Below are 26,583 nucleotides of genomic sequence, written 5' to 3'. Positions count from 1 at the left end.
CTTCTCAGAATGACAGTTCACTGTTGAACTGTAAGTTCGACAGCGCCTAAGCTTTTCACTTAGGAACGTGTCGCACCACCTTGTGGATGTCCAAGCAGTAATACTTTCTTATTCTCAACTTGCAATACTTCATTTGCCAATTTGCGATATAAGGCAAATGGAAATGATCGAGCATCAACACCTGTATGTGTAAAATCAAATACATAGTCACGATCATGACAAAATATTTCTTCGACATGGTGCATCTTTTCTTTCACATGTAATACACTTTGTTCCACTTCACACACAAAATACCCTTTACGTGGGACAGCCTCTATATACCCTTCCGCAATAAGCTGACTGTAAGCAGCTTCAATTGTATTTTTACTAATTTGTAAATATTGAGCTAATTTGCGTTTAGATGGTAATTTCGTATGAGGCGCTACATTTCCAGATTTCATTTCCTCTTTCATGTAGTTATATAGTTGTACATATAGTGGTTCTTTACTATGAACATCAAGTTTTGGCGTTAATTCTAACATACAAACTGACCCCTTTACTTTATAGGAAACTGACACTTTTGATAGTATCAGAAGTTATGTATAATACTTTCATGCTTATTTTAAAAAATCAAGAACTTTCATACAAAGGAGGATGCACCATGAAATCATCACGGCACCTTGGCTTAATGATGATTATTAGCGGAGCAACATTATGGGGGCTATCTGGCCCTATGATTCAATGGCTATTTCATCATACTGAACTATCATCTAGTGACTTCCTAGTCATTCGCCTCCTATTAGCAGGCGTATTTATTTTATGTTCCTTACTATTTACAAAACAAAATATCTTTGGAATTTGGAGGTATCCACGTCATTGGATTCAACTGCTAATTTTTTCAGTTGCTGGCATGCTTGGTGCTCAGTATGCATTCATTGAAACCGTTCATATAAGTAATGCTGTAACCGCGACATTATTTCAATTTCTCGGCCCAGTTCTTATTACTATTTACGTTGCACTTCAGCACAAAAGACTTCCTTCCACTATGCAATTCATGGCAATCATAGCTGCATTATCGGGAACTTATTTCCTGATTACCAACGGATCAATTGAAAATATTATTCTTTCTAAACAAGCAATATTATTTGGTATTTTAACAGCAATTGGCTTTGCTTTTTACACGCTCCATCCTGCTTCTCTTATTAAACAGTGGGGGCCATCCGTAATTGTTGGTTGGGGGATGTTACTCGGAGGAATTTCATTGTTTCTATATAATCAAGAATTTCATTTTCAACATATAGCAAATACATTAACGATGAGTACATTTTCCATGCTTATTCTCATCATTATAAGTGGTACACTTTCTTTCCTTCTCTATATTGGTAGTCTAAAATATTTATCTGCAACAGAAACAAGCATTTTATCAAGTATTGAACCACTCGTAGCAGCTATTGTTTCGATTATCTGGTTAAATGAGTCGTTTGGATCATATCAACTATTAGGCGGTGCTTTCATTATTGTTGCAGTCATTTTTTTGACCATGCCAGAAAAAGAAGTAATACCAAAATTAGCAACGAAACACATGTAAAAGAAGGTAACAAACCATAGCAAAAAAAAGAGATAAGGTTTCATCATCGTTTTGATCCCCTATCTCTTCTTTTCCTCTACATCAGCTCGTCTGTATAGAGGAATTTTTCTTATTTCACTGAATATACTTTTTGACTTGGTAATTCTAAACAGTTCAGTTGACCGCCGTATACAGCGCCTCCATCAATGCCAATGATACGATTTTCGCCAAAATACACGCCGAAATTCTCGTTATCTTCGTGAAGAATTTTCGTTTCTGTATGCCCAAATACAACCATTTTCTCACCGTTGTATCCATTATGAAACTCATTTCTAATCCACATCAATGTATGCGCATCTGTTTCAGAAACAGGTGTCATCGGTTGTACCCCCGCATGAACAAAGATATACTCATCTGTTTCAATATAATGATCTAGTTCTTTTATGAATTTGATATGTTGTTCTAACACTTCAGAATGTAACTGTGGTTTTATAAATTCCTCTTCACTTACAGCAATCTCACTTTCTGAAAAACCGTAGCTATGTAACGTTTGATTGCCTCCATTTCTCTTTACCCAATGATTCCAAAACTTTTCTTCCTCTGTCGTTAAAGCTTTTAACATCATATCCTCATGATTCCCTTTTAAAACTAACGCTCCAGCTTCTTTTAATTGCATCACTTTTTCAATTACTTCTTTCGCATTCAGACCACGATCTACATAATCTCCTAGCAAAATGAGTTGATCCTCTTTTGGATTGTACTCTACTTTTTTCAATAATTTTTCGAACCTCTCTAGTTCACCATGAATATCACTGATTACAAGTGTCCTTCTCATATCTATTTCCTTCTTTCTAATTATGAAAGTTCATTTATAATTATAGAAAGACTTCATTAATATCGCAATTTTCTAACTAGAAAGACATTATTTTTAAAAGTTTTCTCCTTTTGTTTTAAACCTTGCATGTGGTAGGAACAGGGGCTGACCGTTTCTATGGGTGGTCAGATACTCTCGTCCACCTAAAAAAAGAAGTTTTTTAAACTTGTATTTATATACTTAAAGTAAAACCTCACACATTCTATTGTGTGAGGTTTTACTTTAATAAGCATCTGCTTTTTATTCATTCTTTTTCCTTATGGAAGGTTATACTTTGCCAACCATTCCTTCATAACATTCAATAATTCCTCTTGAATCCCTTTATTTACAAGTCCTTTATATTCTTTCATTAGCCCTAGCATTGTATGGTTTTTATCAACTTCCCGTAAAATATGGTTCATATTAGGAATGATATGCCACTCCGCTTCGCCTGCTACATATCCCGCAATATCCCTTGCCTGCTCTGGGGGCACTTGTATATCCTTATCTCCAGTAATCGCTAAAACAGGACATTCTACTCTCTCTAAATACTCTACGACATTGTATTGAAATTGTTCACGTATCCACTTTGCATTTACCTTTATCCCTTTGATTCGCACAACAGGCTTTGATGATTGCTGTATTTTTTCCATCTGTGCTTCATTTTGTTTCTGAATACGCTTTGGAAGTTTTAAAAAGCGATATAGCCATCCTCGAAATCCAGATGCTGCTTCTAATTCTTTCACTACCATTTTCATTTGTTTTGGCAGTAATGTTTTTGAAGGTTCACCCGCGCCGCTAAGTAAAATTAAGTTAGCCACTGATTCTCTTACATAAATAGCTGGCGCAAGTAAAGCTCCTTCACTATGACCTACAATGACGATTCGCTTCGGATCAATTTGCGGATGCTCCTTTAAAAAACGTACACAAGCAACGCCATCATCAATTAAATCTGTCACACCTGTTTCATAATAGTCGCCTTCACTTTTATGCACACCACGCTTATCATAACGCAAAGTCGCAAATCCTAATGAAGTAAAATAATCCGCTAAATCTTTATACATATTTAATTTTAAACCGCGAACATTTCCATCCCGGTCTCCCTTTCCCGTTCCACCAATGAGTAGAATAGCTGGATATGTTGCTGCATCATGTACTGGAATTGTTAGCGTTCCTTGAAGTGAAACTGTACTTTCAACTGTAACGAACAATTCTTTCCCCATATTGTTTATTCTCCCTTCTTATTTCTTTCAGGAATAATAATTGTTGAAATCGTTCTTCGCTTTCGCCCTGGAGATGGTTTACGCTCCATTGCTTTTAAAAATACTCCACTCATTTCCTGTGCAAACTCTTTAAACTCCTCATCACTCATATAAAAACTTGCCTGTCGATACCCGACTCCATCTTTTTCAAAATCAACATGATCTTGCTGCAAATAATCTTTAAAACTTGCCATAATTTGGGTAGTAAACATCATAAAATACTGCATATGCTCTTCTTTCGTTACGTCTTGCAAATCCTTTTGTGAAACACTAGCCATACTGTGATTCAAGGCATATAACTTTTCAACCGTTCCTCGTATTTGCGTTTCCTGAGCAACTTGTAATATATGTGCTGTCGTTAGTTTTTCTAAATGGCGATATAACGTCGCTTGTGGAATATGCGGTAACTTTTTCGCAAGCTGCTTGGCTGTTAATTTCTCTCCCCCGATAAACTCTTGAATCAGTTGAAAACGAATTGGATGAAACAGGATATCAAGCTTTTTTTCTTTCATATATTAAGACCTACTCCCTTTTATTGTACCTTATGATTATATTATCAAAAATGATAATAAAAATACACAAAAAATCTATATATCCATTTTAATCTTGCGACATATAAGTCGCTGCTATGCAAAATAGATCATGCCCCTCCGATCTTTAAAACCTCGCACATGGCAGCAAAAGACCCTGATCGCTTCCATGCATGGCCGGCTGCTCCCGTTCCCCTAAAAAGAAAGAGGTTTTTATGTCGTTTTTTCAATTTAAATATAAACAAAAAAATAAGTAAGGCAATAAAATGCCTTACTTATTTCTCACGTATTACACTTTAAATTTTTCAATCATAAGTTGCAATTCTTCTGCCATTTTCGCTAAATTGTGAGCAGAAGAACTGATTTCTTCCATAGAATTCACTTGTTCTTCTGAAGAAGCAGCGACGTTTTGCATACTTGCTGTATTTGTTTCTGCTGCTGCTGCAATCTCATCAATTGCATTCGTAACTTCCTTTGCATCTTTCGACATATGTTTTGCCGTTTTTGCCATATTATTAATTTGAGATACGATATCATTTGTAACCTTTAATATTTCTGCAAAATTTGTTTTCGTTTCATCAACAGCTTCAAGACCAGATTGTACTTCTACTTTTACTTCATCCATAGATTGTACGGTACACTCTATGTCATCTTTAATCTCTGTAATCAATTTTGCAATTTCTCCTGATGACTCTCCTGATTGCTCTGCTAACTTTCTAACTTCTTCTGCTACAATTGCAAATCCACGACCTTGTTCCCCAGCTCTCGCTGCTTCAATTGCTGCATTTAAAGCTAATAAGTTTGTTTGCTGTGCAATATTTTGAATTACTTCTAAAATAGCACCAATTTGTTTTGACTTTTCATCCAATAGTTTAATAATCGTATCCGATTGCGAAACAGACTGGTGAATAGATTGCATTTGCGTCGCTGTTTGCTGTACTAATTTCCCGCCCTCTTCTGCCTTCTGTCTTGCATACGCTGAAGAATCTGAAATAGCTTGTGAACTATCTGTTACATTGTGAATAGCCGTATTCACTTGTTGTAATAGTATTGCTCCTTCTTCAACACCTTGACTTTGTGACTGAGCACCAATAGATACTTGTTCCATCGCAATTGTAATTTGATCTGTCGCCTCATTTGCTTGTCGTACACTTGAAGTTAACTCTTCCGCCGAAGCAGCAACATGCTCTGCTGAGTTACTCATTTTAGAAATCACATCTCGTAAAGAAGCTGACATCTCATTAAAGGAAGCTCCTAATCTTCCAATCTCATCATTAGAATGGATTACAATTTCTTCTGTTAAATCGCCTTGGCTAATTTTTTGCGCAGACGTAACAATCCTTCTTAATGGATTTGTTATTGATTTAATGATGAAATAAACAAGAATAGCACCTAACAACATAGAGATTACAACTACGATGACCGTTTTAAAGAATACTGGTTCAGCAGCCTTAATAATTTCATCTTCATACACAACACCAATGACTTTCCAGCCTGTTTTACTATTTGTATTGAAGGTAAGTATCTTATTGTCTCCTTTATCACTGTATGAAAAATACCCTTTATCTTTCTCATAAACCGGGTTAATGAAAGCTTCTGTAACTTTAGAACCACCTTTTCGAGTTGGGTGACTGACAACTTGTCTGTTTTGATCTAAAATTACTGCATAGCCTTTTTCTCCAAGTTTAAACATTTTTGTCGTTTTTAATATGTTCTCAAGATTTAAGTTAACGCCAACAACACCTTTTCCATCTTTCGTCTTTTTCGCAACTGTTACTACCATATTTTTTGTAGAAGACGACTCATATGGTGCTGTAACAATTACTTTATCACCATCTTTCATAGCGTCTTTATACCATGGTCGATCTGTTGCTTTATACCCTTCAGGCATTTGTACAAATGGTTCTCTTAGAAACATCCCGTCTTGTGTACCGATATAAAGCCCTTCTACTTCCGGATGGATTTTTATATATTGTGCGAATTTTACTTTTACGTTTTCTATATTTCCATCTTTATACGCATCCTCTGTTAGGATATCTGCAAAGTAAGCGACATCCACAGATTTTGCTTCTAAATTTTGTGTAATAACGTTATCTAAAACATCAATATTTTCATTTGCTTTTGCAATGATTTGATGTTCAAAATTTGTTTTTGCTGTTTGATATGACACACCGCCAATAATAACTCCAGGAACGATTAAAATAAGAAGGAAAGATATAAACAATTTCCTTGTTAGACTAATGCTGCCTATTCGTTTCAATAAACTTCTCATACATAACAACTCCTTATCTTTTATTTTTTCAAAAACAAATTCGCATCTCTTATTCTGTTTATCAATATATATAAAACCCTTTTTAAATTTTATACATTATATCATTATAAAACAATATACAAATGTTTTTTATTAATATTTTGATAATTTTCGTTTGTAAAATAAGAACATATGAGGGAATTAATATTGCAGGTATCTTAGTAAGACAGAATAAAACGTAGCTGAAAAAGGGTCCTGACCGCTTCTACGCTTGGTCAGTTGCTCTCGTCCTCCTCTAACCGAAAGGGGTTTTTATGTTTTTTAGCTTGCATAAAAAAACGACATCCCTATATATGATGTCGTTTTTCATAATCTACTTATATTATTCACAGCCAGTAATCAACCAATCATCTTCTAATTTACACAACAATGTTTGCTCATTTACTTCTTGGCCTAATGTTACTTCGACAGCTAATATATTACCGCTAACGCCAACTGTGGCTTCTTCTAATGTTCCATCGCTTTTTTTAATAACAAATAACTTTTCCCACTCATATACGTAAGATGATTGTTGAACAAGTATTTCTTCAATCACTCCATGACATGGGCTGTAAACATTTTCAATTACATCTTTCATCTAAACTTTTCTCCTCATTACATTTCAATGTTATATTTCTCACCTATTCTAACATTGTTATGAAAATCAACTCGTATTTTAAAAATTCTTTTATTTATACAAATTGATTTTAATTTTTCAATATATAAATTACTGCTATGCCTGTAATTTTGAAGATAAGTTTCTTGCTCATTTTCCAATAAAGTGAAACTTCAATCAGCCCTCACCAATCGGGCGTATGCCAGCAGTTTATCTCCCACCGAACATTCTAGCCACTGGAGCTGGATAATGCTTTTGCTGAACTTTGAGAGGGGGAGTATTACTGCCCACAAATAGCGGGATAAACAGCTTACATAATAAAGGAGAACGTATAATATTATATATGAATAATATGTGTTCTCCTTTATTTGATATGAAACAAAAGCAATTCCCAGGAATTCCTGCTAAATAGTTACAAAAAACCTCTAGAAATTTCTAGAGGTTTTCATGATTTTCCGACGTTTTCTCTTCTGGACTCGGAATAGCAGCCTTTATCTCTCCGCTTTGCTGCATTGCGCCTTTCCCAGCAAAACTTTCTAACAACTCTTTTAAATCAATTCCTGAAGAAGCCTTCAAAGTTTCTTGCATCGTTGCCATTAAATCTGTCGCATAACCTGCAACTTTACCAGCACCGCTATTTTTCCCACCGCCGCCGGTATCGACAACAGTAATTTTGTCGATATTACTAAGTGGACTTGCAATCTCTTTTGCATAGCTTGGTAACATTTTCAATACCATATCCATAATTGCTGCTTGACCGTATAATTCAAATGCCTCAGCAATTTTTTGTTTTGCTTCCGCTTCCGCAAGACCTTTTAGTTTAATAACATCCGCTTCTGCTGTACCTTGTGCTTTTTGTACTTCTGCTTTTGCTAAACCTTCAACGCGTACTTCTTCTGCACGAGCTTTTGCTTCTGCTTCAATTTTATACTGATCAGCATCTGCTTTCTTTATTTGTTTCACTTTTTCTGCTTCGGCTGCTTGTTCAACTGCATAACGATCAGCGTCCGCTTTTTTCTTTACTTCTGCATCGTATTGCTTTTCACGACGAGCAATTTCTTTTTCTTCTAATTCAATTTGTTTTTCACGCTCAATAATTTTCACTCGCATTTGCTCTTCTGTTACACCTTGCTGAGCCTTCGCTTGCTGTAATTCATAGGAAAGGTCCGCATCAGCACGTGCTTGTTCTTGTTCCCTTTTGTATGATTGCACCTTTAATTCTTTATGTTTCTCAGCTTCAGCAATTTGCGCATCACGCTGATACTCTGCTTCTTTTGCTTCTTTTTCAGCACGAGCTTTTTCAATCCGTGCTTCTTTTTCTCGTTCTGCGTTTGCAATTTGCGCATCACGTTTCACAGTTGCAATTTGCGGCTGGCCAAGTGCATCTAAATATCCGTTTTTATCACTAATTTCTTTAATCGTAAATGATACGATACGCAGCCCCATTTTCTTCAAATCAGTGGAAGCAACTTCATGTACTTTCTGGGCAAACTGTTCCCTGTTACTATACGCATCTTCTACTGTCATAGAAGAAAGAATCGCCCGTAAATGTCCTTCTAATACTTCCTTTGCTTCTACTTTTAGTTCTTCCGTTTCTTTTCCTAAATATTGCTCTGCTGCCGTTGATACTTCCTCAATTGTAGAACCTACCTTAATAATAGAAACACCATTTACTGTTACCGGAACACCTTGCTTCGTATATGTATCACGTGTTCCTACTTCTAACTTATAGTTTAATAGGCTAAGAGGTTCTGCCTGTTGCATAATTGGCACAACAAACGTACCGCCGCCGCGAATAATTTTAATCTTCTTTCCATCATCTGTTGTCACAACATTTTTCCCGCTCCCTAAACCACTTCCTGTTACAATTAACGCTTCATCGGGCCCAACAGTACGATATTTTGTAATAAAGACTAAAATCAAAATCGCTAATATCGCTAACAAAACACCGCCAATAATTAATGGAACCATAGTAACCCCTCCTCATTATTTTGGTTTCTTTAAAGAAATTGCTAAATTTTGGACAAGTAAAACACCATCTTGCACGCCTTCAACAATGACATAAGATCCTTGTAAAATATCTTTCTTCCCTATCGTTTTAGCTGGCATCGCATTGCTACCAAATTGCGAAGCTAGCAACACCTCACCGAATCCTTCTTTCGGAATCGTGATAATCACTTCTCCTTTGCAGCCAATAAATTCTTCCATACGGTACATTGTATTTTGCTCCGCTTTAGAAATTGGTGCTAAAACAAGCAGTTTCATTGTAATCACACCAACAAGTGCGAGGAAAAATGAAATAACAAAAATAGCAATACTACTCCAAGGAAATATATATTCTAATATGTAACCAAACCCACATAGCATCGCAAGAAAGCTAAATAACAGTGTAAAAGGCGAAGTAGCTCCGCTTGATATGCTAAAAAGAGATTCTAAAATATCACCGAAAAGCAAATACAGAATGGCAATAGCTGCAGTTATAATAAGCCCATATAAATAAATGGTTTCAATTGGAACGTTAAACAACATACGCTTCACTCCTTTCGACATAAGTGAAACTTTCATTAGTGGTAGCTTTCTTTATTTCCCATTCAACTCCTTTCCTTAATTAATAGGGTAACAGCTCTTTTCCTAATATATATGCCCCCTCTCTTTCTGTTATCTTAATTTTCAAACATCTTACCTTTTAAAAAAGGGGCTTTTACTACAGCCCCCCAAAAAAAACAGGAGAAAGCTATAGTGACAGCCTCCCCCTGAAAGTAAACTTATATATGGTATATTTATATAATACAAGATTTTACACAAAAAGTAAAGTTATATATATATTGGAAGTTCTTCGCGCTCCATCTATAGAAATCCATGTTAATTTTTCAGCATATAAATCGTTGCTATGCATGATTAGATGCTCTCGCCCCCTAAAAAGAAAGGGGGGCTTTTATATCTATTTTCTTTATCGCCACTGATGAAGAAAATAGACAGTGGATTTTTATGCATTTATGGACAAACAAATAATCCTTTCTCATGTGAATCGAATATCTTAATCACATAGGAGGGAAAGCATGAAAGAAGAACAATTTATTCTTACTATACTTGGAAGCAGCGGCGGCGCTGCTCGTGCATTTTTATCTCTATTAAATCATGCCGTGAAAGATACCAATAATCCTTTATATTCTCAATTGCAAAACTGTTCCATTCATTTAATTGATATGAAGCAAAAACCAAGGTCTTATTTTAAAAATATGTATCCTGCATTATACGAAAGCTTTACATTCCATGTGTTTGATCTAAGCGATAACACATTATTTCGAAATCATCTACAAAAAACGGGGACAAGTCTAGTCATTGATGCTTCCTTAGCAGATGCAGTAGAAATGCTAACATGCTGCAACGAAGCTAATGTACATTATATTAATACAGCATTGCAATCACCCGCAATCGATGCAAACGAGCATATCAAACGGTTCAGTTTATTAGAAAGACAAAATTTCTTTGAAAAGCATAAACCTGCCTTCACACAAATGACAGGCATTATTTGTTCCGGTATGAACCCTGGCGTCGTCCAATGGATGGCAGTTAAGTTAATGAAGCAAAACCCTACGGAAGTCCCCCTCGCTTGTTTCATCGTCGAACACGATACAACGTTCTATCATGATCCAACTCTTATAAAAGAAAAAACCGTATACTCGACATGGTCGCCTGCTGGATTTTTAGAAGAAGCGATTTTAAACTATCCTCTTTTTATGAAACATCAAACTCCGATTCTCTTATGTAACACCGCTTACGAACAAGAATTTAAAGTAACGTTAGGAGATAAACAGTTTTTCGGTTGTTTAATGGGGCATGAAGAAGTAATCAATCTCGGAAAATTGTACGATATGGAGGTCGGCTTTTTATATCGTATTAATGATTATATGACACAAATAATTCATGACAATCAACAAAATATTGATGAACTATGGAACTGGAGTCATCACGTATTAAATCCAGAAACTGGACAACTCCTCGGTGAAGATTTAATCGGTGTATTACTTGTTTATAGAGACAAAGAAGTCTATATGTACAATACAACAGCCACCCAACATGTATACACACAATATGGAACAAACGCAACCTATTTCCAAGTAGCATGCGGCGTTTACGGTGCACTTGCTAGCCTCTTACTCGACAACTTACCACTTGGCTGTTACTTTGTAGACGAACTTCTTTTAAATACAGATTCAAAATATGGTGAGTATCTTTCTTATTATATGAAAGATTTTGTAATAGGAGAAAATCTTTCAACAGATGGTTTATTATTTGATCGTATAAAAAAGATTGAGTAGGTTTTTCTACTCAGTCTTTTTTAATTCTGCTTAAAAATTAAAAAAGACTGAGTGGGCGATTCTTCATGGAAAAAGCTCTTCGTCACATGAAACTTTCAATTCATGTTTCACATAGAAATTAGCTATTTGATAAAAGAAAAAACTCCTTTTCAAAACCTGTATTCTCCCAAAAATCTAAAGCTAATCTATTCTCTACATCCACATTCACGTGAACGACAGAAATCCCCTCTTGATTCAACCATCTCATTAAATGCTCTACTACATTCTTAGCAATTTGCTGTCTGCGATATTCTTTTCTTATATAAACCTCATCAATTTGACCATATAGCATATCCGTAACTAAGTCTTGTTTAATAGAAGCTATGCCATAACCAATCATGTTTTGGCATTCATCAGTTACTACAAAAACAGCGCCATATTTTGATTGAACAAATTGTTCTAATTGCTCTCGAATACCCATTCTATCGCTTTCGTCTAATTCACATTGTGCTGTTTCTATAGCATTCATATTCCATAATTCTATAATCTTTTTTATATGCTCTTGATAATCTAATTCCTTATTAAGTTGTTCGATACACATGTTCACTTTAATTCCTCCTTTATAAACCGTTTTAAATATATTTTAATACATTCTGTGTTGTAGTAAGAAGAAGGAATTAATTGAAAAAATATATATAAGCTTCCAATATAAAAAAATTTAATTTTATTGAAATGCAATTAACCAGATTTCAATTGTTAATTAATAATCAGTGAATCAAACATGCTACAAAAATTTATTAAAAAATTAAGTAATTACAAACAAAAACCCCCTACACTTAGGGGGTCAAGCCATCTTTTCATTCGATTCTTCACGGAAAAAGCTCTTCATCGCATGAAAAACATCAGCTTTTTGTTTTAAAATATAATAGCGAAACTTCTCATCTTTTACGTTTTTATATGCTGACATGAGTGTACTGTGACGGTTGTATTGATTCACCTCTCCATACCCAAACATGTTAGATACTTTCATCAACTCCTGCACCAGTTTGACGCAGCGTGCATTATCAGATGTTAAATTATCTCCATCCGAGAAATGAAATGGGTATATATTATAGCGTTCTGGAGAATATTTGGTTTCGACCAGTTCTAATGCTTTTCTGTATGCTGATGAACAAATGGTTCCGCCGCTTTCGCCTTTTGAGAAAAATTCTTCTTCTGTGACAACTTTTGCTTCTGTATGGTGCGCGATAAATTCAATATCAACTGTTTCATATTTGGTACGTAAAAAACGAGACATCCAGAAGAAAAAGCTACGAGCCATATATTTTTCCCAAAGTCCCATCGAACCGCTCGTATCCATCATTGCTAACACAACAGCTTTTGATTCTGGTTTCAAGACTTCGTTCCACGTACGGAATTTTAAATCTTCTCGTTTAATTGGATGAAATGCCGGGTTCCCATTCATTGCATTTCGTTTATAAGCAGAGATCATCGTCCGTTTTTTATCAATGTTTCCCCAAAGTCCCATTTTCCGAATGTCGTTAAATTCAATATGTTCAATGCGATTTTCGTCCATTTCTTTCTGCTGTAAATTAGGAAGCTCTAATTCTTTAAAAAATGCTTGCTCCAGCTCTAAAATCGATACTTCTGCCTCGTAGTAGTCTTCTCCTGCAGAATCCCCAGCGCCTTTCCCTTTTCCCGGTCCCTTTTGTTTTTGGCCAGAACCATCTCTCGCTACAACATCACCGACCTTGCTATCGCCTGTTCCTTGACCAACATGCTTATTTTTATCATAGTTATAACGAATTTTATATTCATCTAGTGAACGAATTGGTATTTTTACAACATCCCTGCCATTGGACATGATAATGCTCTCTTCTGTAACAAGGTCTGGTAAGTTATTTTTTATTGCCTCTTGTACTTTTTCTTGATGACGTTGCTGATCATCGTGTCCTTTACGATGGAGGGACCAATTTTCCTGTGAGATCGTATAATTGTTTTGATTTTCTTCTGTCATTCCTTTCCCTCCTTACATCATTTTTTTATGCTTTCATGAAAACACATCCTAAAACATGAGCTTCTTAGTTAAAAAGTAAACAATGAAGAAATACACTTCATAATTAAGAAAGAAACACAATGCATTGTTGCACACTTTACGGCTCTGCAACATATTGTATTGTGTTGACTTTTTTCTGTATGAATGGTTGGTTACTCTATCATATGCCGGTTGTGAAAATAATTGACAAATAAATTCATAAGATTGCATTTTAATTTATTCATAGTGGACAAGCTCTGCCTATATATAAAACCCAGTTAAAAACGTCATAAAAACCTCTTTCTTTTTAAAGGAGGGCGAGTACGTCTGGCCGTGCATAGAAGTGGTTGCCACATGCCAGGTTTAACATAAAATATACAAAAAAACTGCCTCAAGTAAGAGACAGCTTTTCTGCTGTGATGATTATCGATTTAATAAACTACCTACATAACGGAGTAATTCGTTTGCCGATGTGGAATTGTAGCCATGTTCATCAATTAATCGTGCTACAACATTATTAATTTTCTTCAACTGATTTTCATCCGGCGTTTTCGTTGACGTCGTAATCTTCACAACATCCTTCAAATCAGCGAATAGTTTCTTCTGGATTGCCTCGCGAAGACGTTCATGCGAATTATAATCAAATCGTTTCCCTTTGCGAGCATATGCAGAAATGCGGATTAAAATTTCTTCACGGAACGCTTTCTTCGCATTTTCAGAAATGCCAATTTGTTCTTCAATAGAGCGCATAAGTTTTTCATCCGCACTCATTTCTTCTCCAGTTAACGGGTCACGTAGTTTCGACTTATTGCAGTATGCTTCTACGTTATCTAAATAATTATCCATAAGTGTCTTCGCGGATTCTTCATATGAATATACGAATGCTTTTTGTACTTCTTTCTTCGCAATTTCATCATACTCTTTACGCGCTAATGAAATGAAATTCATGTAGCGTTCACGATCTTCGTTACTAATAGATGGATGTTGGTCTAATCCATCCTTTAAAGAACGTAGTACATCTAAGGCATTAATCGATGCTACTTCTTTACGAATAATCGTCGAAGAAATACGGTTAATCACATAACGCGGATCAATTCCACTCATACCTTCATCTTGGTATTCCCGCTGCAATTCTTCTACATCAATAGAATTGTATCCTTCTACCATTTCACCATCATATAAACGCATTTTCTTAATTAAATCGATGTCTGGTCGCTTCGGATCTTTTAAGCGTGTTAAAATGGTAAACATCGCTGCGACGCGAAGTGTATGCGGTGCAATATGCACATCAGAAACATCACTTTCATGAATCATTTTCTCATAAATATGCTCTTCCTCACTAACGCGTAAGTTATATGGAATTGGCATTACAATAATCCGTGAATGAAGTGCTTCATTTTTCTTATTAGAAATAAAGGAGCGATATTCTGTTTCATTCGTATGAGCAACAATTAGCTCATCTGCAGAGATTAATGCAAATCGACCTGCTTTAAAATTTCCTTCTTGCGTTAGTGATAATAAATGCCATAAAAATTTTTCATCACATTTTAACATTTCTTGAAATTCCATCATTCCGCGGTTCGCTTTATTTAACTCCCCGTCAAAGCGGTAAGCGCGCGGGTCAGATTCTGAACCAAATTCAGCAATAGTAGAAAAATCAATACTACCTGTTAAATCTGCAATATCTTGTGATTTCGGATCAGATGGACTAAATGTTCCAATCCCTGTTCTGCGATCTTCCGAGAAGAAAATACGCTCGACAATTACATCTTCAATTCTACCGCCGTACTCTTGTTCTAGACGCATTAGGTTTAATGGTGATAAATTCCCTTCAATCCGCACTCCATACTCTGCATAAAAGTCATCACGTAAATGATGCGGAATCAGATGTAGCGGATCCTCATGCATCGGGCAACCTTTTATGGCAAAGACAGACCCGCGATCAGTATGTGAATATGCTTCTAATCCACGCTTTAACATCGTAACTAATGTAGATTTCCCGCCACTAACTGGTCCCATCAATAATAGAATGCGTTTTCTTACATCTAATCGTTTTGCAGATGGATGAAAATACTCTTCTACAAGACGCTCTAATGCTTCTTCTAATCCAAATAATTGATTACTAAAAAAATTATATTTTCTTCTGCCGTCTACTTCCTCAATTCCAGCATCCTTTATCATATTATAAATACGAGAATGCGCTGTTTGTGCCACCCATGGTCTTTCTTTCAGAAGTTCTAAATAGTCAGAAAATGTCCCTTCCCACTTTAAACGCTCTTCTGCTTCCCGATGCTGTTCGATTTTCTTTAAAATATCCATTATAGCTCCTCCCCCATCTCCTTGTTCAAGCGGATTATTATAAAAGTATGCGAGGATGTCCTTAAACATTCATACGAATCAAAATGAAATCGTGCACAAACTTTATAAAGTTTATTACCAAAATTGAAAGAAAATTCGGTATAATATAAAATGATAGAGATAAATATGAATGGGGGCTATGCTCATGAAGCTTTTATTAATTTTAGGTGTTATGCTCACATTTCTTACTGCTATTTTTACATCAGGATACAATGATAAACCAAGAGCAAAATAAAGTGAAACTTCCATTCGGAGATGCTTTTCCTCCGAATGGTTAGTTGAACCAATCGGGCTTTTACGGGCCAATTATCCACCTATCTTCTTCGCTTCTCTCTCAGGGCTTACTGCCCACGAATAGCGAGAGAAAAAGTGATGAGCATGCTCATCACTTTTTACCTGTCATAATATAATCTCTCCAAATCACTTACAGATAGAGGTTTATTAAAATAATAGCCTTGGGCTACTAGCGCATTTTTTTCTTTCAAAAATTGAACCTGTTCTGCATATTCTACTCCTTCAGCAATGACATTCAAGCCTAACGTATGAGCAAGATGAATAATAGCTGTCGTAATATTTGCGCCTTTTTCATCAGCACCTACTTCTTGCATAAAAGAGCGATCAATTTTTAAGGTATCAATTGGATATCGTTTTAAGTAGCTGAGCGACGAATATCCCGTTCCAAAGTCATCTAGATGAATGTTCAAATTCTTTTCCTTCAAACGAAGAAGCACTTGCTCTGTTAATTCTTTATGCATTAATGCTCCTTCTGTAATTTCAAGTGTTAATAACTGCGGTGGAATATCATATGTTATTAAAGCATCCGTAATAACCTCTATTAATTTCAAAGAGCAAAAATGCTTTGCTGAAATATTTACTGCAATTGGTACAGGAGTAACTCCCTTATCCAGCCATTCACGTATTTGTCTACATACTTCATATAATACCCATTCGTCAATTTTTAGAATAAATCCCGTTTTTTCGGCAATTGGAATAAACTCTCCTGGTGAAACATTTCCAAGTTCTTTATTACTCCAGCGAAGTAAAGCTTCCATCCCGACCATTTTTTCTGTCACAATGTTAACTTGCGGCTGATAATATAATATAAATTCATTTCGTTCTATCGCTTGATATAATCGATTTTCAATAATGAGTTGTTTCTCACGCTGCGCACTAAGATTACAAGAATAAAAACTATAATTCCCTTTTCCTTGCTCTTTCGCACATTCTAGTGCTACATCAACACGTTTAAATAATGTTTGTTCATCTTCTCCATCTATAGGAGACATGACAACCCCAATAGAAGCACTTAAATATACTTCTCCTTCCTTCAGCACAAAACGCTTCTCCATTTCTTTTAACAACAGTTGAACAAATTCTTCTGCATATTCTCTATCTGTATTTTCTATTACAATTACAAACTGATCACCATGTGCCCTGAAGAGATATGCCCCATTTGGAATAAGAGATTCTAATCGTCTTGCTACATTGTTTAATACTTTATCTCCAGTTTCATGACCAAATGTGTCATTAATGAAATGAAAGTGGTCTAAATCTACAAACATAAGTGTAAATTTCTTTTTCTCCTTAAACAAACGAGCTAACATTTCTGTGCATCCAATACGATTTAATAGGCCTGTTAATTGATCATAATAAGCTAAATACTCTGTTTTTTGTTCATTTAATATTTGCTTCGTAACATCTCGCGCTATGACGTATACACCAATTATATCGCCATTAATAATAATGGGGACCGTGCGAAATGATACATACAATTCATAGCCATTTTTATGATCATATTTGTGTCCAAAAACATGCGTAGAATGGCCCTGCACTGTTTCTTTGAACATGCTTTGAAACTCATTTATATATTCTCCTTCAATATATTGAAAGATAGATTGATTTTTTAACGCTGCAGATTCGTGACCAAAAATCTTATATGTTGCAGGATTTGCATACATTATTCTTCCTGTTAAATCAAGCGACATAATTGCGTCATCATTATACTCTAATAACGATTTGAATAACATTTGCTTTTCCTGCATCTCTGTCTTTTCCTGCATTTGCGCTGTAATGTTGCGTGTAATGCAAATTATATATTTACATATACCGTTAATTGAACATATCGGGTTTAATAATGATTCATAATGCAAAATTTCTCCTGTATCTAAAGTCATATAATCACGAAAAGTACTTGCCTTTTTATTTTTTAAAACCTCTTCATATTGTATTTGCAATAGATAAGCAACATCTGGAGGCAATAATTCTTGAATTGTCCTTCCATGATAACTTGTATCTAAATTCAAATGTTGTAGCCCTTTTTCATTTACATATATATATTGAAACCATCTATTATCTACAACTTTTACAATAAACACGAAATCTTGAATGGCATGAAGCAATCCTTGTTGAATTAAACTCATATCTATTCCCTGTAAAGGGGTAACTACATTTTTCTTATTTGTAAATAATTCCGTCATCAGCATCGCAACCTGTCTTATGTTATATTTATATATACTATTTTAATGGAATTTATCATTTTTTGAAACAGGTACAAGCATTTATAAAAAAATATTAATTTTCTTATCAAAAAAGTGTCGGTTTAGAATAAAGGTTAATATTAAAGCCTACATATTAAGAATTTCATATCTAACTAAAGAAGTAGGTTCGCTTCATATTATTATAATAGGTAAATTGTGGTATAATTTTCGCGATTGCAATATTAGTTTTCTACATTTTGGGAGGGGAATAATGGAAATAAAATTACAACCAGAAAGTAAACCGATAGTAAATGATGTGAAAATATTATTAATATATCTATTTATATTCAACTTTGTTTGGATTTTTAAAGAATTATGGTTAGTACAGTATATTGAGCCATTAAGTGAAGTTACATCCACATTTTTAAATGCATCCATTAAGATTCTCATGTGGATATTCCCTGTCTGCTTATACATAAAGTATTACTTACACGCCAATCCAATTAAGTATTTAAAAATGGAAGATGTAAATAAAGGTATGTTCTGGGGAACATTTCTTTTGCTACTTCTAGGTCTTTATTTTATTTTTGAAGCATCCATTTTAAATGATCAACCTTTTAATTTTAAATTATCTTTAAATAACTATCTGAATGGAATTCTGTTGGTTGGAATTACTGAAGAAATTGTATTCCGAGGTTTCATTTTACAAGAACTTAACAAAAGATTATCTTTTTGGAAGGCTAACATAATCACTTCATTTTTATTTCTAATCATACACTACGCTATTTGGATCTATGACGGCGTATTCTTTGACCTTTGGAGTCATATCTATGTTTTTCTCATCGGCATATTCTTTGGACTAGTATTTAAAAAGACAGGATCGCTTTGGTCAGTTGTTATATTGCATTCCTTTCACAATTTGTTTGTTAGTATTATGTAATCAAACTGTATTTTAAAACTACAAAAAGCCGTCATAAGACGGCTTTTAATAAACAATTTCTACATCTAATCCTGGATAATTTTGTTGACGTAATGCTTCATAAATTAAAATTGCTGCAGTATTAGATAAGTTTAAAGAACGAACTTTATCAGTCATTGGAATGCGTAAGCAATGATCAAAATTATGTTCAATCACATTTGCTGGAAGACCATTTGTTTCTCTTCCAAATACGAAATAATAATCTTTTTCTACGTTGCTGTAATCAAATGTTGTGTGTGCTTTCTCTCCATACTTTGTTAAGTAGAAAAACTCACCATTTGCATTTTTCTCATAAAATTCCTCAATAGAGTCATAATACGTAATTTTTACGTGCTCCCAATAATCTAATCCAGCACGCTTTAACGCTTTATCGTCAGTAGAAAACCCAAGCGGTCTAATTAAGTGTAATTCTGCACCTGTTGCTGCACAACTACGCGCAATATTACCTGTATTCGCTGGAATTTCTGGTTGATATAAAACAACATGTATTCCCACAATGTTCACCTCAATCTTTTTCTACTACGTATTATACCACTTGGATAAAAAATCTCTAGTCATTATCAAGAATATGAAAAAACTTATATTTCATTTGCGGTGTATACTTACTTGAATCTTCATAATCCCAATAACGTCTGCGACTATTGGCAGAATGTGCATTTACAAGAGGCATACCACTTGCATCTTTTGCCACGACAATTGTCGTATGATTCCATCTTCCATCATTTTCAAAATCATATACAATGATATCTCCAAGCATTAAATCCTGTGGCTTCTCAACTTGCTTTGCTCGAAGCCCTAGAGAATCACTTGATAAGTACCAATGAAAAGAATGAGCTACCGCCCAGCTCCAGCTCCATTGGCGATTTTGCTGCCACCATCCACTGCGAATATTCGGATATCCACTCATTGGTGTTTCACCAGCATGCAGACATTGAGAAATAAAATTTGTGCAATTATCTTGGAAGTTTTGATAAGCTGGATTCCGATCATCCCACCACCGCTCTGCATATTTCACTGCCTCTAAGCGATTATAACTGTATGGAATATATTGTCCTTTTCCCTTTGTTACTTCACGTTCTAACGTTCCAACTTTCTGTTCATCTATCGGCGTTCCAATTGCGATATCTTGCTTGATACATCCATCTTCTAATCGTAAACGCCTCTCCATTTGTTCTTCCTCTACATAAAATAAATGATGATGACGAATAAAATACTGAAAATGAATTTGATAATCTACTTCATCGTAGTTTACACCTTTTAACTGTCTAAGAAAAGATACGTTAGCATTGCTTTTTATAATCTCCGCATTACGCCTTGTAAAGAGATTCTTTTTACGGTGTAACATGTCAACAATATCATCTGGAATTTCAGCTTCATTCATACGTTTATTTGTTATATAATCCAATTGCCCTTGTAGACACTGTTGAAGATGCTGTTTTATAGACATAGAGTCTCCCCTCCCCTTATTACAATATGAGGGACCGAGGGATAATCTGCTATTTTTTCTCAGCTAACAGTTCAAGACCACGATTCATCTCATGAAGTACTTCTTCATCCTTTTCCCGTACTTTCGCTTTTTCAATAGCCTCTTGCACACCTTCTCCGCCAATTTTACCTAGTGCCCATGCTGCTGTTCCGCGAATCACAGGACGAGGATCTTCTTTCATTACAGCAATTAAATCTGGAATGGCCGTTTCATCTTTAAAATGAGCCAGTGCCAAGATTGCATTTCGCTGTAACGGTTTTTTCCCGCGCCACGACCCAGACATAATCCCATATTTTTCTTTAAATTCACGATTGCTAATAGTCAGAAGAGGTTTTAATAGCGGTTTTACAAGTTCAGGATCCGGTTCCATTTCTGGATGATTATGAAAATCTACCCCTTTATTTTTTGGACAAACAGTTTGACACGTATCACATCCGTAAATGCGATTTCCAATCTTATCTCGATATTCTTCCGGAAGAAATCCTTTCGTTTGCGTTAAGAACGCAATACATTTTTGAGAATTTAATTGTCCTCCTTGGACAAGCGCTCCTGTCGGACAAACATCAATACACTTCGTACAGCTCCCGCATTGATCTTCAATTGGAGTATCTGGTGGAAAAGGAATATTTGTAATCATCTCGCCCAAATAAACGTACGAACCAAATTCCGGTGTAATAATAGAACAGTTCTTTCCGCCCCAACCAATGCCTGCTCGCTCTGAAACAGCACGGTCGCTTAATTCTCCCGTATCTACCATCGATTTAACTTCTATATTTGGTAAGCGTTCGATTAAATATGCCTCCAGCTTCTCTAAACGATCACGCAAAACAAGATGATAATCTTGTCCCCAAGAAGCACGGCAAAAAATGCCTCGTCTCTCTCCTCGTTTGCTTTGCGGTGCATTTTTTAACTTCGAAGGATACGCCAATGCAATGGCAATAATTGATTTTGCACCTGGTAATAATAACTCCGGGTTCGTCCTCTTTTCTATATCTGGCTCTTCAAAACCTGATAGGTATCCTAATTGTTGATGCTGAATAAGGCGTTGCTTTAATTCCTCAAATGGTGTGGCACTCGCAAAGCCTATTTTATCAATACCAATTGTTTTACTATACGCAATAACATCTTGTTTTAATTGTTCAAAATCCACATTTACTCTCCTTATAAGATGCATTTCATTTTACACATTATTATTCTTACATATATTCATGCACTCAAAACATAAAAAAACGCAATGCCTCGTTTATCTGAGAAACGAAACACTGCGTTGATCACAATAATAATAATTCGAAATAATTTCTGGAGCGGGTGAAGAGAATCGAACTCTCGACCAGAGCTTGGAAGGCTCTTGTTTTACCACTAAACTACACCCGCAAATATAAAGAAAATGTTAATTATTTGTTAACTTATGTTGAAAATTATAGCATGTAATATAAGGAGGCGCAATAATTTTATCGAAAAAAGTCGAAAAAGTGATGAATATCTCATCACTTTTTCTTAACTTTATCAATTGCCGCTTTAACACTATCATAATCTGGATTAACAAGATTACCGTTTACATATATAGATGGTGCACCTTGTACTTTTAACTTTTTCGCAAGGTCAAAGTCTTTCTGTACTTTATCTTTTATTTCCTTACTCTTTAAATCCTTTTTAAACTTCTCTATATCAATCGTAGGTAGCTTTTGTTTTACTATATCTACTACTAAATCCTCTGTAATCCACTCTTCTTTTTCACTCTTTTGATTTTGATATATTTCATCATAAAATGTCCAAAAAGCTTTTGGATCTTGCTTAAAAACTGCTTCCCCAGCTGCTGCGCCTAGTTCAGAGTCTTTCCCGATAAAAGGAAAATTAATAAAATGCAGCTGAACTTTTCCTTTATTAATATACTCTTCCTTTAAGCGTGGCAATACAGTTACATCCCATGTACGACAAGCTGGACATTTAAAATCTCCAAATTCCACAATATGAATCGGAGCATCTTCCTCTCCTAAAGATTGCTGCGAGCCATATAAAAACGTATCTTTTCCTTTTTCCTTCTTATCGTTCACAAGGCTATATACGATCGTCCCAATTACAATAAGTACCGCAACAGAAAAAATAACACCGAGAATCATAATATTTTTTGATTTCATATACATTCCTCTTTAATGTTTATTCTTTGTATGTACTATACATACAATATTTATGATATCAATTCTCATATAAACAGTCCATTGAAGTTGCTCGTAAAATAGACAAAATCAAACAAATGTGACAATATTGTGTCTCACTTTTCTTTCCTTCATTCACGCAAAAAAAGAGTAAGTTCTTTTCGAACTCACTCTTAACTCACAGCTTTCTCACGCTCTACTGGTTGATTATTAGGAATGTCATGACGAATAACAAGTTTTTCACTTCTAGCTTGTACATATTCGGCATGAGTAATATATCCTTCTCGCTCCATGAGCTTTAAAACAATATTACGTCTTTCTACAGCCTTATCATAATTTTGTATAGGAGAATAATAAGCTGGTGCTTTCACAACGGCCGCTAGCATAGCACTTTCACTTAATGTTAATTGATTAACCTGCTTATCAAAATAAAGTTTCGCAGCTTTCTCAATTCCCCATGCACCCTCTCCATAATAAATATTGCTTAAGTAAAGTTTTAAAATCTCATTTTTCGTAAATGTTCGTTCGATTTTTTTAGCATAGAAAACTTCATTCCATTTACGGGAAAACGTTCGTTCACTTGTTAAAAAAACATTTTTTGCAAGCTGCTGAGTAATTGTACTGCCACCTTGTACAACACCACCAGCCTTTACATTTTCTACTGTAGCTCTAACAATTGCAATATAATCTAATCCATTATGATGATAGAACCTCTTATCTTCAGTTGCGATAAATGCATTCCCTAGTTGTTCTGGTAACTCCAAATAAGCAGGTACTGTCAACTTACTAATATCCTTGCTTTCAATCATTTTATTTCCAACAAACAAAAGTATACCACTTAGCAATAATAATAATATAAGGGCTTTATAAATAAACTTTGCTATCGGAGTTAAAGAAATATTATGATGCAAAGTGCGATATGCTGTTCGTTCCTTCACAACAGACACCCCATTTCTTTCAGCATTCATTGCTCTTAATTCAAGAATACCTGTATTTTAAAAAATATCCAATTCATTTCTCTTACAACTACCTTACAAATTTGTAATTTAAAGACCCGAAAAGAAAAAAGCATCTTCTACTACAGTAGAAAACACTTAATAGGTTATTTATGATCATTTTTTACATTCATATTAGATAATTTATCATTTTCGCCGCCTATTCTAACCTTTTCAGATATTACATGAATTGTTGGTGTTATGCAAGCCTTTCAACCTACTAGATACAAAAATGAATTCTTCTTATAATATAATTGTCGTTTGCTATTACATTGAAGGTTTAAATTATCAGATAATTATTGAGAAATATGCAAAATTTATTTCCATTAAATTCTATTATTGTTATTATTATTTGTAAGAATATTCTAAAAGAGGGGGATTTCATGAACGTTCAAACTAAGGGGAATGAACTAATTACAAAATTACTTAATGACTGGTATCAAGCTATGTTGCAACAACAAGTTTTAAAAGCAACTAACCTGAAACAAGAAATTGACGAGAAGATTGCTAATATAAAAGAGGATAAAAATCTATTATTTTATCATTCATTACTTGATTTTAGATATAAGGTATTAACTGACGGTTTAAGCATTACAAAAGAGAGCTTTAACATGGTTGGGTTATATAATATACCTTCTGATAACGTTCTATCCTACTATTATCATTTTTTCAAAGCAATACATGCCACATTAACTACAAATTATAATGACGCTAGTGAGCATTTTGAAAAAGCCGAAAAGTTACTGAAACACATATCTGATGAACTAGAACATGCTGAATTTTACTATCGTTTAGCTATCTTCAATCAACATTTTTATAAACCTGTTGAAGCAATTCAATTCATAACAAAAGCAAAAGAAATCTTTGTCAAGTATAGCGGATACGAAATTAAAGTAGGATTATGCGACAATACACTAGGTGCGGCATGTGTATTTCTAAAACAGTATGAACAAGCGGAAGAAAAATATAATTCAGCAATTAATATCCTCCAAAAATTTAACGAAAATGACCTAATTTTAAGCATACGTAACAACTTAGGCTGGTTATACGCAAGCCAAAACCTTTCAATATTAGCACTTCGCCACCTTTCAGAGGTAACAGCAAAGAAACCAACGCATTTTAAAGCTATTTTCTTACAAGCTAGAGAACACCATAAACTAGGTGACACAAATATTGCTAAAGAATTTATTGAAAAAGGTTTAAAAATTTGCAATGAAATAGGAAATACAGAATATACACATCATTTTACAATTTTACAAGTGCTGAATAACAACGCCCCAACAGATGAATTAGAAAAAATTTTCCATGAAGGGATTACCTATTTCAAAAAAGAATCCCTATATAACTACACCCAAGAATATGCGGAGAAATTGGCAGTTAAATTTTATGAGGAAGATAACCTCATAAGAGCAAGTAAGTATTTTTATATAGGCTTACAAGCTAAAGAAAAAACTTTTGAGAAAGGGGCATTAAAATAATGTTTAAAGAAATTAAAAAGATTGGTTCCCTTGTTTTAGGTTTATCCGTTATTGGTATAGTATCTGTTGGCTTAAATAGTTCATTTACACAGCAAGCAAGTCACGCAGACCTTCCTGCACCACAAAACCCTGATTTGTCTTACAATAAAGGTGATACTTGGTCACCCCAAAGACCTGACTTAGCTTACAGCGATGGGCATACTGGTGGTATTGTAGCCCAAGAAGGTCACGCTGATTTTCCAGCACCTGCTTATAATAAAGGTGACACACCACTTCAACAAGCATAACAATTTAATAATTAGAAAGAAAGCCATACTAGCCGATATGGCTTTTTTGTTTACACTAATTGTGAGTTCTTTACAATAGTATCGCATTGTGTAGGATCCAGATTACGTCTATCACATCTTTAAGAAAAAGGTTCACTGCGTCATTAAACATTTCTAAATGTTTCAGTTTCCCGACGCACGATAGCTAATTCTCCGTCGTCTAAAACATCGCTACGTCTTTCCCCTTTCAACGAATAAGACTTAGTTCATACGATTAGGTAGAATCACATGAACGCGTAATATGTAACATATTAGATGATAATTTCCAAAGAAGAATACATAAAAAAGCGTCCCCACAAAGTAGGAACGCTTGATATTACTGTATATTAACGTTTAATTGATAATAAAAAGACAAATAAAAAAGACGATTCACTCGTCTAAACAGTACCGATGGTCGGGGTCGAACCGACACTCCAGAAGGAACACGATTTTGAGTCGTGCGCGTCTGCCAATTCCGCCACATCGGCATAATATGGAGGCGGCAACCGGATTTGAACCGGTGGTAAAGGTTTTGCAGACCTCTGCCTTACCACTTGGCTATGCCGCCATATTAAATTTGGAGCGGAAGACGGGATTCGAACCCGCGACCCCAACCTTGGCAAGGTTGTATTCTACCACTGAACTACTTCCGCAAAAATGGCTGGGCTAGCTGGATTCGAACCAGCGCATGACGGAGTCAAAGTCCGTTGCCTTACCGCTTGGCTATAGCCCACCGAATAATTAATACATTATATGATGTATTTGTTATTTTATTACTTAAAATATCCAATCAGGACATTTAATATATTATCATAATCCACTTATTTTGTAAAGTGATATTTAAAAATGGGGCGACTGATGGGAATCGAACCCACGAGTGTCGGAGCCACAATCCGATGCGTTAACCACTTCGCCA

22 protein-coding genes and 5 tRNA genes are annotated in these 26,583 nt (G+C 35.0%); 5 read left to right on the top strand and 22 right to left on the bottom strand.

Features of this window, described 5'->3' with window-relative positions:
• Positions 1–59 precede the first annotated feature (59 nt).
• The gene (locus PLX19_RS24725) at positions 60–521 is read right to left on the bottom strand and encodes a GntR family transcriptional regulator (RefSeq protein WP_272191549.1); all 462 of its coding nucleotides are present in this window, start codon (positions 519–521) and stop codon (positions 60–62) included.
• Between the two features lie 119 nt (positions 522–640).
• On the opposite strand from PLX19_RS24725, the gene PLX19_RS24720 reads away from it, so the two are divergent.
• Positions 641–1,567 (top strand): DMT family transporter, encoded by a 927-nt coding sequence (locus tag PLX19_RS24720; protein WP_272191548.1) that lies wholly within the window; start codon positions 641–643, stop codon positions 1,565–1,567.
• A 109-nt stretch (positions 1,568–1,676) separates the two neighbouring features.
• On the opposite strand, the gene PLX19_RS24715 is transcribed toward PLX19_RS24720, so the two are convergent.
• The 7 genes from PLX19_RS24715 to PLX19_RS24685 form a co-directional block, all read right to left on the bottom strand.
• On the bottom strand, positions 1,677–2,381 hold the full coding sequence (locus tag PLX19_RS24715) for a metallophosphoesterase family protein (RefSeq protein ID WP_272191547.1): 705 nt from the start codon (positions 2,379–2,381) through the stop codon (positions 1,677–1,679).
• 296 nt (positions 2,382–2,677) lie between these two features.
• The gene (locus tag PLX19_RS24710; RefSeq protein WP_272191546.1) at positions 2,678–3,622 is read right to left on the bottom strand and encodes an alpha/beta hydrolase family protein; all 945 of its coding nucleotides are present in this window, start codon (positions 3,620–3,622) and stop codon (positions 2,678–2,680) included.
• A 5-nt stretch (positions 3,623–3,627) separates the two neighbouring features.
• Positions 3,628–4,173 carry a helix-turn-helix domain-containing protein gene (locus PLX19_RS24705; protein WP_272191545.1) on the bottom strand — a complete coding sequence of 182 codons (546 nt, stop codon included), beginning with the start codon at positions 4,171–4,173 and terminating at the stop codon, positions 3,628–3,630.
• Between the two features lie 307 nt (positions 4,174–4,480).
• On the bottom strand, positions 4,481–6,463 hold the full coding sequence (locus PLX19_RS24700; RefSeq protein WP_272191544.1) for a methyl-accepting chemotaxis protein: 1,983 nt from the start codon (positions 6,461–6,463) through the stop codon (positions 4,481–4,483).
• A 361-nt stretch (positions 6,464–6,824) separates the two neighbouring features.
• On the bottom strand, positions 6,825–7,079 hold the full coding sequence (locus tag PLX19_RS24695) for a hypothetical protein (protein ID WP_272191543.1): 255 nt from the start codon (positions 7,077–7,079) through the stop codon (positions 6,825–6,827).
• A 453-nt stretch (positions 7,080–7,532) separates the two neighbouring features.
• Complete coding sequence (locus PLX19_RS24690; RefSeq protein ID WP_272191542.1) at positions 7,533–9,068, bottom strand: flotillin family protein; 1,536 nt, start codon at positions 9,066–9,068, stop codon at positions 7,533–7,535.
• 15 nt (positions 9,069–9,083) lie between these two features.
• Complete coding sequence (locus tag PLX19_RS24685) at positions 9,084–9,626, bottom strand: phosphate ABC transporter permease (RefSeq protein WP_272191541.1); 543 nt, start codon at positions 9,624–9,626, stop codon at positions 9,084–9,086.
• 530 nt (positions 9,627–10,156) lie between these two features.
• On the opposite strand from PLX19_RS24685, the gene PLX19_RS24680 reads away from it, so the two are divergent.
• Positions 10,157–11,419: an S-adenosylmethionine decarboxylase related protein gene (locus PLX19_RS24680; protein ID WP_272191540.1), complete on the top strand. Its 1,263-nt coding sequence runs from the start codon at positions 10,157–10,159 to the stop codon at positions 11,417–11,419.
• 118 nt (positions 11,420–11,537) lie between these two features.
• On the opposite strand, the gene PLX19_RS24675 is transcribed toward PLX19_RS24680, so the two are convergent.
• The 4 genes from PLX19_RS24675 to PLX19_RS24660 all read right to left on the bottom strand — a co-directional run bounded on the left by PLX19_RS24675 (position 11,538) and on the right by PLX19_RS24660 (position 18,268).
• Positions 11,538–11,999 (bottom strand): GNAT family N-acetyltransferase, encoded by a 462-nt coding sequence (locus tag PLX19_RS24675; RefSeq protein WP_272191550.1) that lies wholly within the window; start codon positions 11,997–11,999, stop codon positions 11,538–11,540.
• Positions 12,000–12,242: 243 nt separating this feature from the next.
• The gene (gene yhbH, locus PLX19_RS24670; protein ID WP_272191539.1) at positions 12,243–13,415 is read right to left on the bottom strand and encodes a sporulation protein YhbH; all 1,173 of its coding nucleotides are present in this window, start codon (positions 13,413–13,415) and stop codon (positions 12,243–12,245) included.
• 441 nt (positions 13,416–13,856) lie between these two features.
• On the bottom strand, positions 13,857–15,752 hold the full coding sequence (locus PLX19_RS24665; RefSeq protein ID WP_272191538.1) for a PrkA family serine protein kinase: 1,896 nt from the start codon (positions 15,750–15,752) through the stop codon (positions 13,857–13,859).
• A gap of 431 nt (positions 15,753–16,183) precedes the next feature.
• Positions 16,184–18,268, bottom strand: a complete 2,085-nt coding sequence (locus tag PLX19_RS24660) for an EAL domain-containing protein (RefSeq protein ID WP_272191537.1) — start codon at positions 18,266–18,268, stop codon at positions 16,184–16,186.
• A gap of 271 nt (positions 18,269–18,539) precedes the next feature.
• On the opposite strand from PLX19_RS24660, the gene PLX19_RS24655 reads away from it, so the two are divergent.
• Positions 18,540–19,208 carry a CPBP family intramembrane glutamic endopeptidase gene (locus PLX19_RS24655; protein ID WP_272191536.1) on the top strand — a complete coding sequence of 223 codons (669 nt, stop codon included), beginning with the start codon at positions 18,540–18,542 and terminating at the stop codon, positions 19,206–19,208.
• 45 nt (positions 19,209–19,253) lie between these two features.
• Here PLX19_RS24655 and trmL read toward each other — a convergent pair whose 3' ends face one another.
• The 6 genes from trmL to PLX19_RS24625 all read right to left on the bottom strand — a co-directional run bounded on the left by trmL (position 19,254) and on the right by PLX19_RS24625 (position 23,857).
• Entirely contained in the window at positions 19,254–19,742 is a 489-nt protein-coding gene (trmL, locus tag PLX19_RS24650; RefSeq protein WP_272191535.1) for a tRNA (uridine(34)/cytosine(34)/5-carboxymethylaminomethyluridine(34)-2'-O)-methyltransferase TrmL, read from the bottom strand.
• Between the two features lie 55 nt (positions 19,743–19,797).
• Positions 19,798–20,694, bottom strand: coding sequence for an amidase domain-containing protein (locus tag PLX19_RS24645; protein ID WP_272191534.1), 897 nt, complete (start codon positions 20,692–20,694; stop codon positions 19,798–19,800).
• Positions 20,695–20,743: 49 nt separating this feature from the next.
• Positions 20,744–21,883 (bottom strand): tRNA epoxyqueuosine(34) reductase QueG, encoded by a 1,140-nt coding sequence (queG, locus tag PLX19_RS24640; RefSeq protein WP_272191532.1) that lies wholly within the window; start codon positions 21,881–21,883, stop codon positions 20,744–20,746.
• 150 nt (positions 21,884–22,033) lie between these two features.
• Positions 22,034–22,107, bottom strand: a tRNA-Gly gene (locus tag PLX19_RS24635).
• 113 nt (positions 22,108–22,220) lie between these two features.
• The gene (locus PLX19_RS24630) at positions 22,221–22,871 is read right to left on the bottom strand and encodes a DsbA family protein (RefSeq protein ID WP_272191531.1); all 651 of its coding nucleotides are present in this window, start codon (positions 22,869–22,871) and stop codon (positions 22,221–22,223) included.
• A 191-nt stretch (positions 22,872–23,062) separates the two neighbouring features.
• Positions 23,063–23,857, bottom strand: coding sequence for a transglycosylase domain-containing protein (locus PLX19_RS24625; protein ID WP_272191530.1), 795 nt, complete (start codon positions 23,855–23,857; stop codon positions 23,063–23,065).
• Positions 23,858–24,267: 410 nt separating this feature from the next.
• Here PLX19_RS24625 and PLX19_RS24620 point away from each other — a divergent pair, with 410 nt between their 5' ends.
• Complete coding sequence (locus tag PLX19_RS24620; RefSeq protein WP_272191529.1) at positions 24,268–25,362, top strand: Rap family tetratricopeptide repeat protein; 1,095 nt, start codon at positions 24,268–24,270, stop codon at positions 25,360–25,362.
• On the top strand, positions 25,362–25,649 hold the full coding sequence (locus PLX19_RS24615) for a Phr family secreted Rap phosphatase inhibitor (RefSeq protein ID WP_272191528.1): 288 nt from the start codon (positions 25,362–25,364) through the stop codon (positions 25,647–25,649). Before PLX19_RS24620 ends, PLX19_RS24615 begins: the two co-directional genes overlap by 1 nt.
• A 424-nt stretch (positions 25,650–26,073) precedes the next feature.
• Here PLX19_RS24615 and PLX19_RS24610 read toward each other — a convergent pair.
• From PLX19_RS24610 to PLX19_RS24595, 4 genes are all read right to left on the bottom strand, one after another.
• Positions 26,074–26,155, bottom strand: a tRNA-Leu gene (locus PLX19_RS24610).
• Between the two features lie 6 nt (positions 26,156–26,161).
• Positions 26,162–26,235 (bottom strand) — tRNA-Cys (locus PLX19_RS24605).
• A gap of 10 nt (positions 26,236–26,245) precedes the next feature.
• Positions 26,246–26,320, bottom strand: a tRNA-Gly gene (locus tag PLX19_RS24600).
• Between the two features lie 5 nt (positions 26,321–26,325).
• A tRNA-Gln gene (locus tag PLX19_RS24595) sits at positions 26,326–26,400 on the bottom strand.
• Between the last annotated feature and the right edge of the window lie 183 nt (positions 26,401–26,583).

The organism is Bacillus sp. BP-3 (assembly GCF_028401955.1).
GTDB lineage: Bacteria > Bacillota > Bacilli > Bacillales > Bacillaceae_G > Bacillus_A.
This window is presented reverse-complemented; position numbering and strand designations above follow the sequence as displayed.